The organism is Chloroflexus sp. (assembly GCF_034431535.1).
Lineage (GTDB): Bacteria > Chloroflexota > Chloroflexia > Chloroflexales > Chloroflexaceae > Chloroflexus.
The window spans coordinates 33,710-46,879 of record NZ_DAOUDC010000009.1 but is presented as its reverse complement, the minus strand read 5'-3'; the positions used below and the strand labels follow the sequence as shown (position 1 = coordinate 46,879).

The window sequence follows — 13,170 nt, the reverse complement described above, 5'->3', positions numbered from 1 at the left end:
CTGAATGCCAAGGTGTTTCAAGCCACGATACGAAGGCGTAACCCATTCGGATCCCAGCTTCCCAAGCACACTTTCGTGAACATCCAAACCCTTTGCGCCTCTGCGTCCTCTGCACCTTATGTCTTCAAGACGCTCCGCAATCCCTCGGCAAACTGGCGCGCGCCGCCTTGGGCTGGATGGCGCACGGCGTGGTGTGCAATGCCAAGCTTGGCTAGCGCTTGGCTCGCAATCCGCCCCATCGCCACCACTCGGCAGCCGGGAAAGAGCGCACAGGCGCGGGCCAACAATGGCAAGCCGAGCGCCAATTCGCTCTGGCGCGGGGTGCGGTTGCTCTGTGGCTGGCCGGGTTGGTGCGGGTGCAACGGGAAGGTGTTCCATCCCACCGCAAACCGGTTCAGCGCCGCGAGTTCGCGATACACGATGGTCGCGGTCTGTTCGCGCGAGATCCGCCCATCGTTTGTGGCTTGCCGGAAGCCGCGCGCCGCGCCAAATTGGCCGGGAGGATCGACCCCCGCCAACAAGATCTGTTCACTGGTAAACGGCACGCCGGTGCGGCGCGCGCCGTTGTAGCCGGGAGCTTCGCCGATCAGCACTAGATCAGGGCCGCGCTCATACGCCAGTTGCAGCGCCAAGGCCAGATTCGCCCGCCGGATGGCATTGCCGTGCCGTTGCTCGTCATCGTTCGCCTCCCATGCATACATGTTGACAGTATGGGCCGGCGTTGGCAGCAACGCGAGATCTGCGATCAATTCCGCAATTATCTCACTCGCCACGCATCCCTCCCTCATCACCTATTTGACATATTTGTCGACTGCCATCGTATCAGTTGATAACATTCTGTAACTGTTTGGGATTATAGTGGAATCCAGCGAACAGAGGAGGTTTGCCATGTCAACGTCGCCGACACTCTGGGAAATTGAAAGTCCGCTTGGTCCGGTCGCGTTTCGGGTTTCTGGTCAGGGACGCCCCCTGTTCTTTTTGCATGGATGGGGCGGTTCAAGCCGCTATTGGCAAGCGGCGCCGGCTTTTTTGCCGAATCGGCGGTTGATTGCCATTGATCTGCCCGGCTGTGGGGCTTCGCCGGCGCCGGACGAACCGGTGACGTTGGCATCGTATGCGCGCGCGGTGCTGGCGGTTGCCGATACGCTCGATATTGACCGGTTTGCGCTGGTTGGTCATTCACTTGGCGCGGCGATTGCGTTAGCCGTTGCCGATCTCGCTTGCGAACGGATCGAGCGGTTAGGACTGATCAGCTTTGGCTTCAGCGCCAATCTCTACGAGGATAATCTGGTCACGATCGCTGGGGCGCAATGGCAAGTAGCGGCGGCATATTGGCGACCGTGGCTGATCTGGTGGCGGCCATGGTGGGGTGTGACTCAGCAATGGCGACAGGTATGGTGGACGATGCCTCCCACGCCTGAATTGCTGGCCCGCCCGATGGTGCGCCGCCCGCTCGATAGTTCATTGTTAGCGCAAGGCATTGCCGATCTCGTCGCGATGGATCCGCTGGTCGCAATAGAAGCGGCGGCGATCATGGGTCATCCCCAACTCAAGCGCGCCGTGCGACGGCCATTGCCGCCGGTGTTGTTGATCAGCGGGCGCTATGATCCGGTCTTTCCACCCATCAATGTCAAAGCGCTCAGCCGTTACTTGCCGGATGCGAAGGTCTATTTCATTCCTGATTGTGGTCATGTGCCGATGGTTGAAGAGCCGGCGGCTTGCTATCACGCAATTGCGCGCTTTCTCGATGGAGAAAACGATTATTTGTCGTAGTGTTTACAGTAGCAATGATAAAGTGTAAAGACTACTTCGCCGCATAAAAGGCGTAAACTTCCTGCTCCCTCTTGCCAGCGTATGCTATAATGGGCAAGGCAATGTGCGAAGTTGACCGGCTTCGCTCTGAACAGGAAGGTTGCCTTCTATGCGGCGTGGCGCATTACTGTTTCTACTCATCGGCCTCATCGTCATTATTGGTGGGTTGGCGTCTTTCTTGCTCTTGCGCGGTGGCGCGGGACAGACTACGACCTCGACAACACCGGAACTTCCACCGACGCCAACGATAGTGCCGCTCGTGCGCGTGGTGCAGGCGCGAGTGGATCTTGACGCCAATACCTTGCTCAACGATCCGGCGCTGCTCGATGTGGTGGAAGTGCCCATCACCGAATTTGACGAAAAGAACGAATTTAGCAACATTAATGATGTCCTCGGCAAGTTGCTGATCAACCCGGTCGTGGCCGGCCAGTCGATCCGGCGCGATAATGTGCGCGACGCCGGCCTTGCCCAACGGATGCCGACCGCCGAGCCCGGCCAAGCGCAGGTGAAGGCATATCCGATCTCGGTTGATAGTTTGTCAGGTGTGGCGGATCAAGTGGCAGTTAATGATTTTGTGGATGTGATTGCCACGTTTTCGGTTGATCGTTTGATTGTACGACCTACTGCAGTCCAATCTTCTCCATTAACGAATGATCAATTCGCCAGTGGTTACGAATACGTTGGTGAACAGACCTTCTTCACCACTAAGACGATTATTCAGCGTGCGCAGGTGTTGCAGATTTTACGGCCACCGCCGGAAGCAGTTCCAACTGAAGAAGGTGCTGCGAACCAACCTCCCACCAGTAGCGGCCCACCGCCAGTTGATGCTTCCGGGCAGCCGATTAATCAGCCGGTTAGCAGCGCGCCAAGTACTAGCACAAACTACCTGACGGAAGGGTCGTGGGTGTTAGTGCTTGCCCTGACCGATCAAGAAATCGAGTTGCTCGAGTTTGCTCTCCAAAGTAGCGCGCGCATCGTGTTGGCGTTGCGGAGCGCCGATGATAGTGATATTGAAGAAACCATCGGCGTGACCATTGATTATATGGTGCGTGAATTTGGTTTGCCGCTGCCCGGACCGTTGCAGCCGCGCGTCTATAGCACCGATGAAGTCTTCGTGCCGGCGCCGACGCCAACCGTACCCCCGTCGTCGTTGCGGCCAACGCCTATCTTACAGCCGACGCCAACTCCGCAGCCATAACTCTATTCCATTGGTGCCGGCTCTAGAGTACAATGACAGTAAGCAGAAATGATGCGCGCCCGTTGCGGCCAATACATGACGAGGTCTGAGGAGCTAAGGCATGAGTGACGACGAGAAGATTCGAGTGATGATCGTGGATGATGTAGTTGATACGCGCGATCAGCTCGAGAAGTTGCTCTTTTTTGAAAAAGATATCGAAGTGGTGGCTAAGGCGAGCAATGGGCGCGAGGCGATTGCTTTCGCCCGCCAGTACCGTCCGCAGGTCATTTTGATGGATATCAATATGCCCGATATGGATGGAATCGCTGCCACCGAAGCGATTCTAACCCAAGATCCGGGCATTCAAGTCATCATTATGAGCGTGCAGGGCGAGACTGATTATATCCGGCGGGCGATGTTGGCCGGCGCACGCGAGTTTCTGATCAAGCCGATTAGCGCCGATGACCTCTACCGTTCCATCCGGCATGTTGCCAAACTGGCAGCGATGCGTCCGGTGGTGACGGTTGCCGGTGGCGCAGCGGCTGGTGCGGCAGCAGCCGGAAAACCTTCGGTCGAGGGCCAGATCTTTGCTGTGTTTAGCCCGAAAGGCGGGGTGGGTGTTTCGTCGATTGCCGCTAATTTGGCGATCGCGATCCGACAGCAAACGAATAAGAAGGTAGCTCTCGTTGACGGGAATGTGATTTTTGGCGATCTGAGCGTTATTCTTAATCTGCGCGCCGATAAGACGATCGTTGACGTTGCAGCGCGGATCGAAGGGCTTGATCACGATCTGCTCAACGATGTGATGGCAACCCATCCCACCCAAGTGAAGGTGCTGCTGGCCCCGCTCGATCCGCAACGGGGTGAAATGGTGACGGCTGATCATATCCGCGCCATTCTTGAGGTGTTGCGGCACGAGTATGATTACGTCGTGGTTGATACGCCGGCCTCGTTTCAAGACCGCTCGCTGGCCGCGCTTGATATGGCCCAGCGCATCGTGACCTTGATGACGCTCGAGATGCACTGCATCCGCAATGTCAAGCTTTTCCTTGAAGTGTCTGATCTGCTGAGCTACCCTTCCGAGAAGGTGATGTTGGTCTTGAATAAGGCGACCAATCGCACTGGGATTCGTGCTGATGAGGTAGAGAAGCACCTGCAACGCAAGTTGGCATTGCAGATTGGCGATGCAGCGCAGGAAATGACGTTGGCGATTAATCAGGGGGCGCCAATCGTGATGGCGAAACCCAACCATCAAGTGGCGAAGGATATTATGAATCTGGCGCGGGAATTGGTTGCAAAAGCGAGCAAAGAGGCGACAGCCGAGAGTGGGGTGAAGTCGCGCAGTTTGTTCGGCGGTCTGATTCCCCGTCGTTGATGCGTGTGGCATTGACCGGTGATTGCGGTATCGATCAGGGAGGTGAGCGCGATGTCGTTGCTGAAGCGAATTGGTGGGAACGTCCCTACACCGGTCGAACCGGCGGCGTCGCGTGCGCCGATCCGGTCTGAAGCAACCGGCCGGTTACCGGCGGCTGGTGCGCCAAGCACGGACGAGACGTTCCGTGAGCTGCGTTCGCGCGTGCAGGATCGTCTTATTAACGAGTTGAATCCGCAGATAGATCTCAATAATCCGGCCAAGGTGCGTAAGCAGGTCGAAGAGATCTTTAACGCGATTCTCGATAGCGAGAGCATCGTGTTGTCACGCGCCGAGCGCCAGCGCCTGTTTGAGAGCATTACGGCTGATATCATCGGCTTGGGGCCGATCGAACCATTGCTGGCCGATGAAGATGTCAGTGAGATTATGGTCAACGGCCCGAAACAGGTCTATGTTGAAAAGAAGGGCAAGTTGATCAAAACCGATATCACCTTCGCCAACGATGACCACGTGATGCGGATTATCGATCGAATCGTGGCACCGCTGGGCCGGCGCGTCGATGAGTCGTCGCCGATGGTCGATGCCCGGCTCAAAGATGGGTCGCGTGTGAATGTGGTGATTCGCCCCTTGGCGTTGAATGGGCCAACGATTACCATCCGCAAGTTCCGCAAGGATAAGCTGACGGTGCAAGATCTGGTGCGCTTTGGCTCGATGTCGCAAGATATGGCCGATTTTCTGGCGGCATGCGTCAAAGCGCGGCTGAATATTGTGGTGGCCGGTGGTACCGGTTCAGGCAAGACGACGTTGCTCAATGTGCTGTCGTCGTTCATTCCAGAAGACGAGCGGATTATTACGGTCGAAAACGCTGCTGAGTTGCAACTGCGCCAAGATCACGTCGTAACGCTTGAGTCACGTCCACCAAATGTTGAAGGCAAAGGTGAGGTTACGATCCGTGATCTGGTGATTAACTGTCTCCGTATGCGCCCCGAACGGATTATCGTCGGTGAGTGCCGTGGCGGTGAGACGCTTGATATGTTGCAGGCGATGAATACCGGTCACGATGGCTCGATGACGACGATCCACGCCAATACGCCGCGTGATGCCATTAGCCGTATTGAAACGATGTGTTTGATGGCAGGCATGGATCTGCCCGCGCGCGCTATCCGTGAGCAAATCGCTTCCGCTATCCACGTCTTCGTCCAACAGTCGCGTCTCAAAGATGGTTCGCGCAAAGTGACCCAAATCACCGAGGTTGCTGGGATGGAAGGCGATGTGGTCGTCTTGCAGGATATTTTCGTCTTTGAACAGACCGGTATGGATGAGAAGGGCAAGATTGTGGGCCAATTGCGCCCCACTGGGGTGCGACCGCGATTCCTCGAGAAGTTCGAGGCGCTAAATATCTTCTTGCCGCCAACCATCTTTGGTTCGTCGGAGCGTTTCAGCTTCTAAGCATCCCGCCCACCGCCGGCGCTAGAGGGAGGCGTCGATCCTATGGATGTCTTGTTATCACCGGAGATGATGCCGGTCACGTTAGGCATATTAGGTCTCTTGCTGATCTTGCTGCTGGTCGTGGTGGTGGCGCTGATGCGGCAGTCGGCTACGGTTGATGTGGCGCAGCGCCTTGAGACGTATGCCGGTGGCAAAGCGCAAGAACGACCCAATGAGCCTGTCACGCGCCAAGCGATCGAGCGGATTGATGCTGTTGTTTCACGGAGTAAGCAGGGCAGCTCGATCAAGAATGAGCTGGCGCGGGCCGATCTGAAACTCACCGTGGCCGAGTTTATGGGCCTGAAGCTGGGGGCGGCCCTGCTTGGCGTGGTGTTTGGCATGATCTTGGGGCGGGCTGATTTTCGTGCTCAAGTGGCCGCAGCACTGGTTGGCGCGATTGTTTTTTCGTTTCTGCCTAATCTGTATGTGAGTTTTCGCGCTAGACAACGGGTGAAGGCGTTCAATAACCAGTTGGGTGATGTCATCACAATGATGGCAAATGCGCTGCGCGGCGGCTATAGCTTCTTGCAGACGCTCGATATGGTCTCGCGTGAGGCACCCGTCCCAGCTTCGACCGAGTTTCGCCGCGTGGTGCAAGAAGTTGGTCTCGGTCGCTCAACCGAGGAAGCATTGCAAAACTTGCTCCGGCGCGTTCCCTCTGATGACCTCGATCTCTTGATTACCGCCGTTAGCATTCAGATGGAAGTTGGCGGGAATCTCGCTCAAGTCCTCGATACGATCGGCCATACCATTCGTGAGCGGGTGCGTATTAAGGGTGAAATATCTACCCTCACTGCGCAAGGCCGAATTTCGTCGTGGATTATTACCGGCCTGCCCATAGCCTTGGCGATGTTTATTACGGTCGTTAATCCTAGTTATATGGCCCCCCTGTTCACGTTTGGGATGCCGCCAGAGGCGTGGTGCTGTATGCCGGTGAGTTCGTTGGTGATGATCGCAATGGGATATTTTGCGATCCAGAAGATTATCAATATCGAAGTGTGAGGTGCAGCTATGATCGATATCTTGATTATCGCCGGGATCGTATTGGTCGGAGCTGCGCTGCTCATCGTTGCGGTGCGCCAGATGAACCAGTCGCGGGCGATCAGCGAGCGGCTCGATCAGTATACCGATGTGTCGCTGTCGCTCGAAGATCTTGAGTTGCAGCAGCCGTTTCGTGAACGGGTGCTCATCCCGATGTTTCGCGCGCTGCTGAATACGCTAGGCCGGTTTGGCCTCAAGCAGAATCAGGAACGGTTGCGGACGAGTCTGCAATTGGCCGGTAATCCCGGCAATATCTCGCCTAATATGTTCATTGGCTTGCGCATGGCGCTGGCAATCGTGTTGATGATGTTGATTGGGCTGTTAGTGATTGGTCGCCTGCCGTTGATGCAAGCCTTGATCGGGACGCTGATCGCGGCGATGATTGGGTATATCTTGCCCGGCATTTGGCTCGATCGGAAGATCAAAGAGCGCAAGAAGAATATTCTGAAGGCGTTGCCCGATGCGCTTGACCTGCTGTGCATCAGTGTTGAAGCCGGCTTGGCGTTTGATTTAGCGCTGCAGCGGGTAGCGCAGAAGTGGGATAACGAATTGTCACGCGAATTCCAGCGCGTGTTGCAAGATATTCGCCTTGGTCGCACCCGCCGCGAGGCGTTGCGTGATCTGGCCGCTCGCACCGGCGTCGATGATGTGCAGACTTTCGTTTCCGCGGTGATACAGGCTGATCAATTGGGTGTGTCAATGTCGAAGATTCTACGCATCCAGTCTGATCAGTTGCGTGTGCGCCGGCGCCAACGCGCAGAAGAGGCAGCCCAGAAGGCGCCGGTGAAGATGCTGATCCCGATGGTCTTCTTGATCTTCCCCGCTTTGTTCGTGGTTATCCTTGGCCCGGCAGTACCGCGGATCATGATGGCGCTGGGTGCGATGGGCGGTAATTGAGCGGTGATGGTGCAAGTTGTGAACCAAACTCGGCGTGCTGTCCTTGCCCGCCAATGCGAAGTGGCGCGCACGTTTCTCAGCCGGGGCCGTGGTTTGTTAGGCCGATCATCATTACCGCCGGAGAGCGGTCTATTGATCGAACCGTGTAACAGCATTCATATGCTCTTTATGCGGTTTCCAATTGATGCTATCTTCGTTGATCGGCAGGGACAGGTAGTGGCGCTCTATCCTTCATTGCCGCCATGGCAGCTCTACGCTGGTCACCGGCGTGCGCGCTATGTACTTGAGCTGCCGGCGGGGGTAATTGCCGCCACCCAAACCGCCATCGGTGATCAGATTGTGGTGCAGCCGGTGGCAGAATGAAGCTTCTGCTGCGTCACGGCATCGATTGGGTGCGCAGCGGACAGATCTGTTGCGGGAAACATGATTTCGTTGAGATTGGCCTCTCTCGTTATACAGAGTGCGGCAGCATCACTGCCTCACTCTGTATATCCCATATCGTGGCTTTGCTCGTGATGAGAAGTTGCCGATATAGCGAAGTTAGCTCATTTAAACGTCGCCAATGAACGATTCCCAGATGTATTCGCGCTGGCTGGCGCCGCTGCTCGGCGTCGTTTTTGTTGTCCTCTATCTGCTCACATTAACCAAGGTGCATACGTATGATGCCCTCTCGTATGTCCTTGATGTGGATCGTAAGCCATGGCCAGAGTTGTTTCATCCCCATCACCTCCTCTACGGCCCGCTGGGGGCGTTGATCCGCTGGTTGGCGGCCAGCTTGGGTTGGCAGGGTAGCGCCGAGCTATGGCTGCAAGCGGTGAATGCGCTCGCCGGCGCGGCCGGTGTGGCGCTGCTCTTTTTGCTCGGTCGCGCTGTGACTGGCTCGACCATTGCCGCGCTGGCGGCGGCGCTGAGCGTTGGTTGGAGTTATGCCTATTGGTATTACGCCGTAGAGATAGAGGTCTACACCCTTGCCGCGGTTGCCCTGATTGCTGCGCTGTGGTTGTTGGCCGTCATTGCGCGCCGGCCACGCTGGCAGACGGCCTGTTGGCTGGGGGTAGCGCACGGAGTGGCAGTGCTGGGCCACCAGACCAATGCCTTGTTAGCGATTCCGGCGCTGGTGACGATTGGGTTGGCGGTTGGCGCTCATCGTGACCGCCTGCGCTTGGGAATGGCCTATCTGCTGCCGCTGGGGTTCATCGTGGGTGGCGCGTATCTGTGGGTGGCGCTTGGTGTCAGCGGGATGCGCCGTTGGGATGCGGTGTGGGCATGGTTGACCGGCTATGCCCGCACCGGGTTTTGGGGGGGCGCGATTGATGGCGCGAAATTGGCCGGTTTGGGCAAGGGTTGGAGTGAAACGCTGGCCATGAACGGCGGCGCGATCGTGGGTGTTTTGGTCTGCGTGCTGCTGCTGGCTGGGTGGCGCGGGATTGCTCGGTTGCCGCGCTCGTTGCTGGCCGGATTGCTAAGCTGGCTGTTGGTGTATGGCCTGTTCTTCCTCTGGTGGGAGCCGGATAATATCGAGTTCTGGATTGCTAGCCTGCCGCCGCTGGCGGTGCTACTCAGCGCGGCGTTGGCTTCGCGCCATGCGCTCGATCGTTGGCGTACAGGGGTGGCAGGTGTAGCCGGTGTCGCTCTGGCAGGAGCGCTGCTGGTGCTCAATGTGCCGGCGCTCGTGGAACGGGGTGATGCCAACCGCGATCTGCAACGCCGGATTGCTGCGGCGCTTGCTGAATTGAGTCAACCCGGTGATCTGATTATTGTGGCCGATGGTGTGCTCGAACTCTATCTGCCGCATTACTGGGGGCGCGATACCGTCTATGGCCTTAATCAGGCAATGACTGCGAGCGGCGGCGATTGGCCGGCGGCTTGCGCCCTGATCCAACAACGGATCGAGACCGCCTTGGCGAGCGGCTATGCGGTGTTGATTGCCGATGCAGCGCAGCGTCCGGCGCCTGCCCCGCCCGGCCAACCGCCAACTCCGGCTGAGCGATTTGGCTTGACCGCCGAGCAGGTGGCGGCCTGTTACGCCCCCCTCCAGGCCAAGTTGCGACCGGTGGCGTTGGCCGATGATCTGCCGTCGTATCGCATGATTCCGCGTGCGAATGCGTTATTGTGGACGGATGGCTGGGATTTTCGCGCTGGGCGCTGGGGTTGGCGCGCTGCCGGAGTAGTGACTGAAGTCATGACGGCTGCCGGTTGGCAAGTGACGCCGGCCTTTGATCCGGCACTGATCAGTCCGCCGCTGCTGTTCTCGCTGGCTGATGTGGCGGCGGTAGAGGTGCGCTTGGCGGCGACAACCACTGCGCGCGATGCCCAACTCTTTCTCCTTGACCCCGCTGGCCAGACCAGTGAAGCGTATTCGCTCCGCTTTACCTTAACGCAGGGGGCGACGGTGACTACCTACCGGCTGGATGTCACCGCCTTGGCCGAACGACTTGATCTCGCGGGCGGGTTGCGCTTCGATCCGGTCAGCACCGGTGATGGCGGAATGGTGATTGTGGAGTCGATCCGGCTGATACGGCGACCGGCCGGCGGCGGTGAATGACGGGTACCCGCTCATCTTGGCTCATTGCTGCCCTCTTCCTTATCTTGCCCGCTAAGCAGCAGGTATGCGTAGAGGAGGACGCCTGAACTGATCGAGACGAACAGTTTCAGGGCCAGCGGGAGGGTGGTGGGTGAGATAAAGGCTTCGATCAGACCGGCGACGACCAAGATCAAGGCGCAACCGATCAGCAACACCACGGCGCGCCGTGCGGTTACGACTAATGCGACACGTCGGCTCAGCGTGCCGGGCCGGAGGATCGCCCAACCGAGTTGCAGGCCGGTGCCGCCGGCGATGAAAATGGCGCTGAATTCGAGTGTGGCATGCGCGGCGACAAAGCCCCAGAGATTGATCGCAAAGTCGAAGCGTTGGGCAATGCCGGCAACTGTGCCCAACAACAAGCCGTTCACGAGCAACACGTAGAGGGTGTACAACCCTAACGTGACCCCGCCGGCAAACGCTCTGATCGCGACCGTGATATTGTTAGTCATAATCTCGGCTGAAGCGGCGGCGGGGCCTTCATTGATCCGTAACCACCACTCTTCGCCGTTGCGAATCTGATTGACGATGAAATCAGCCCCGGGCACGAAGGTTTCGCCTAAGGCGGGATCGCGGAAGGCAGCGATAAACGAGGCGATAGCCGGCAACAGAAACACCAACGCCGCGGTTAATGTCATCGGCCACGTAGCGCGGAAGGTGTGCGGCAAGGTATAGCGGAAGAACGTGACTACCCGATTGGGTTCGGCGGCGCTGTAGCGATAGATCACCCCGTGAGCGCGCGTCACGAGCTGGTTGAGATAGTTGGTAAGTGTATGATCGGGATAATCGCGGCGGGCAATAGCGAGATCGGTGCCGACTTGCCGGTACAGTTGGCCCAGCTCGCGCAATTCATCCGCCGGTAATTGGCCGATCCCGCCGTTAGCGCGGGTGATCAGCTCCTCCAGACGTTTCCATGCCTTATGGCGTTGGCGAATCTGGTGTTCAGGCGTGGTCATTGCCGGATACAAGTGCCACTAGCGAGCGGTTGGTCAAGCAATGCCGCGGTCAACAAGGTGGGTTGCGGCCCGATGAGGTAGACTTCTAAGCCGGGTACGGTCTCGACCAAGCGCCACATCAACTCAAGCTTGCTCCGCATGCCGCCGGTGACATCAGCGGCGCGCGATTCGCCGGCGCCAGCCAACACCTGCCCAATATTGGCGCGATTGATCAACGGGATCGGCTGGGCCGACGGGTCACGGTGCGGATCGGCGGTGTAGACCGCCGCCTCGCCGACCAGCACGATCCGGCGCGGTTGCAGCGGACTGCGTAGCGCCAGAAAGCTCAGCAGCGCTTCGGTAGAGATGATCGCGGTGCCTTGGGCCATATCGAAGGCGACATCGCCGTGGATCACTGGCACCAACCGGCGCTTAAGCGCCTCGCTGATCGGCGTAGTTTCCCAATCGGTAATCTGGCCATTGGCGCTGCGCAGCGAAGCCGACGGTTGCAAGCTGACCGCCGGAACGCCAGCGGCGAGCAAGGCGTCAACCACGATCCGGTTAAGGCGCAGCGCCGCGGCAGCAGTAAGGGCAAAGCCGGTATGGTCAGCATCGAGCGGCGTCCCGCGATGAACGCCGTAGCGCGCCGCGTAGTGGTGGCCAAACGAGCCGCTGCCGTGGCCGAGCACTAACGCCAGCGATGGATCGGCAGTGCGCGCCGCCACCACTGCGCCGGCCAGAGCCTCGATCACGGGCACATCAGCCGCTTCGCGTCCAGTCTTATCGGTAATGACCGAACCGCCAAATTTGATGAAGGTATACACGGCAGTTACGACGGAAAGATGATCAGAACACCCAAAACTGTGAGACCCCACAAGATAATGCTCAGCGCTAGCGGGCGATCTTGCAGCACCAATTCTTCGGGCGCGCCACCGCCATCGCGTTGATAAATCAGGTACAGATAGCGGAAAATGGCATAGACCACAAACGGGATCGTGATCATCAGCATTGGAAACGGCTCTTGGGGCGCAACCGGCGCCGAGAAGGCCGTCATACTGTATGCCATCACGATGCTCGCAGTAACGATCGCCTGCATCTGATCGAGCAAGGGGATCGAGTACTCTTCGAGGATGCGCCGGTGATTGCCGGCCCCGTCTTCAAGCAGTTTCAACTCATGACGGCGCTTGCCAATGCCAAGGAAGAGCGCCAACAATCCCATACAAACGATCAGCCACGGCGTGATCACAATATCGATCACCGCCGCACCGGCGACGGCGCGTAAGACAAAACCGGCGGCAATAATGAGAATGTCGAAAATCACGACATTCTTGAGCCAATAGCTGTAGAGAAAACCCTGCACCACCACGTAGAGGGCCAGCACGAGCACAAAATCGAGATCGCCATCCAGCCAGACCGCAAACGGAAAGACTGACATAATCAATATTGCTGCGGTTACGGCTGCGACAGTGGGGCTAAGCAACCCAGCAGCTAATGGGCGATGCCGTTTTTTCGGATGCGCACGATCTTTCTCGATATCAACCAGATCGTTGATCAGATAGATGGCGCTAGCCGCCATGCTAAATGCGACAAACGCCCCGATCACGCGTAGGAGTTCAAGTGGTTGATGATACCAGAGACGCCCTTCGGAAAAGGCGATCGCGGCAAAGACGAAAACATTCTTGATCCATTGCCGCGGGCGCATCGTGCGCACGAGAGCGCGCAACGAACGGATGCTGAGCGGTGCAGCGCGTTCGATGGATTGGGTGCCGGAAAGATTGTTCATGCCTGCCTGTCAATGCCTTGGTACGATTAACTTGTCTTGATTGTACTCGACAAGGGCAACAATCGTCAATGAATGAGGAAGTGT

The 13,170-nt window shown here is 57.8% G+C and carries 12 protein-coding genes; 8 read left to right on the top strand and 4 right to left on the bottom strand.

Annotated elements, in window-relative coordinates; translation table 11 throughout:
- Window positions 1–116 precede the first annotated feature (116 nt).
- On the bottom strand, window positions 117–773 hold the full coding sequence (locus U9R61_RS01650) for a uracil-DNA glycosylase (RefSeq protein WP_322487088.1): 657 nt from the start codon (window positions 771–773) through the stop codon (window positions 117–119).
- A gap of 115 nt (window positions 774–888) precedes the next feature.
- On the opposite strand from U9R61_RS01650, the gene U9R61_RS01645 reads away from it, so the two are divergent.
- The 8 genes from U9R61_RS01645 to U9R61_RS01610 all read left to right on the top strand — a co-directional run bounded on the left by U9R61_RS01645 (window position 889) and on the right by U9R61_RS01610 (window position 10,332).
- Entirely contained in the window at window positions 889–1,773 is an 885-nt protein-coding gene (locus U9R61_RS01645; RefSeq protein WP_322487087.1) for an alpha/beta hydrolase, read from the top strand.
- Window positions 1,774–1,921: 148 nt separating this feature from the next.
- Window positions 1,922–3,010, top strand: coding sequence for a Flp pilus assembly protein CpaB (gene cpaB / locus U9R61_RS01640; protein ID WP_322487086.1), 1,089 nt, complete (start codon window positions 1,922–1,924; stop codon window positions 3,008–3,010).
- Between the two features lie 100 nt (window positions 3,011–3,110).
- Entirely contained in the window at window positions 3,111–4,364 is a 1,254-nt protein-coding gene (locus U9R61_RS01635; RefSeq protein ID WP_322487085.1) for an AAA family ATPase, read from the top strand.
- Window positions 4,365–4,415: 51 nt separating this feature from the next.
- Complete coding sequence (locus tag U9R61_RS01630; RefSeq protein ID WP_322487084.1) at window positions 4,416–5,810, top strand: CpaF family protein; 1,395 nt, start codon at window positions 4,416–4,418, stop codon at window positions 5,808–5,810.
- 42 nt (window positions 5,811–5,852) lie between these two features.
- Window positions 5,853–6,851 (top strand): type II secretion system F family protein, encoded by a 999-nt coding sequence (locus U9R61_RS01625; protein WP_322487083.1) that lies wholly within the window; start codon window positions 5,853–5,855, stop codon window positions 6,849–6,851.
- Window positions 6,852–6,860: 9 nt separating this feature from the next.
- Window positions 6,861–7,787, top strand: coding sequence for a type II secretion system F family protein (locus tag U9R61_RS01620; RefSeq protein WP_322487082.1), 927 nt, complete (start codon window positions 6,861–6,863; stop codon window positions 7,785–7,787).
- An 18-nt stretch (window positions 7,788–7,805) separates the two neighbouring features.
- Window positions 7,806–8,150 (top strand): DUF192 domain-containing protein, encoded by a 345-nt coding sequence (locus U9R61_RS01615; RefSeq protein ID WP_322487081.1) that lies wholly within the window; start codon window positions 7,806–7,808, stop codon window positions 8,148–8,150.
- A 214-nt stretch (window positions 8,151–8,364) separates the two neighbouring features.
- Window positions 8,365–10,332 (top strand): glycosyltransferase family 39 protein, encoded by a 1,968-nt coding sequence (locus U9R61_RS01610; protein ID WP_322487080.1) that lies wholly within the window; start codon window positions 8,365–8,367, stop codon window positions 10,330–10,332.
- 11 nt (window positions 10,333–10,343) lie between these two features.
- Here the strand turns inward: U9R61_RS01610 and U9R61_RS01605 are convergent, their stop codons facing one another.
- Genes U9R61_RS01605 through U9R61_RS01595 form a run of 3 tightly spaced genes read right to left on the bottom strand, consistent with a single transcriptional unit; the run spans window position 10,344 to window position 13,086 of the window.
- Window positions 10,344–11,324, bottom strand: a complete 981-nt coding sequence (locus tag U9R61_RS01605) for a stage II sporulation protein M (RefSeq protein ID WP_322487079.1) — start codon at window positions 11,322–11,324, stop codon at window positions 10,344–10,346.
- Complete coding sequence (locus tag U9R61_RS01600; protein ID WP_322487078.1) at window positions 11,321–12,127, bottom strand: isopentenyl phosphate kinase; 807 nt, start codon at window positions 12,125–12,127, stop codon at window positions 11,321–11,323. The genes U9R61_RS01605 and U9R61_RS01600 overlap by 4 nt, the downstream gene beginning before the upstream one ends.
- Window positions 12,128–12,132: 5 nt before the next feature.
- Window positions 12,133–13,086, bottom strand: coding sequence for a decaprenyl-phosphate phosphoribosyltransferase (locus U9R61_RS01595; protein ID WP_322487077.1), 954 nt, complete (start codon window positions 13,084–13,086; stop codon window positions 12,133–12,135).
- Between the last annotated feature and the right edge of the window lie 84 nt (window positions 13,087–13,170).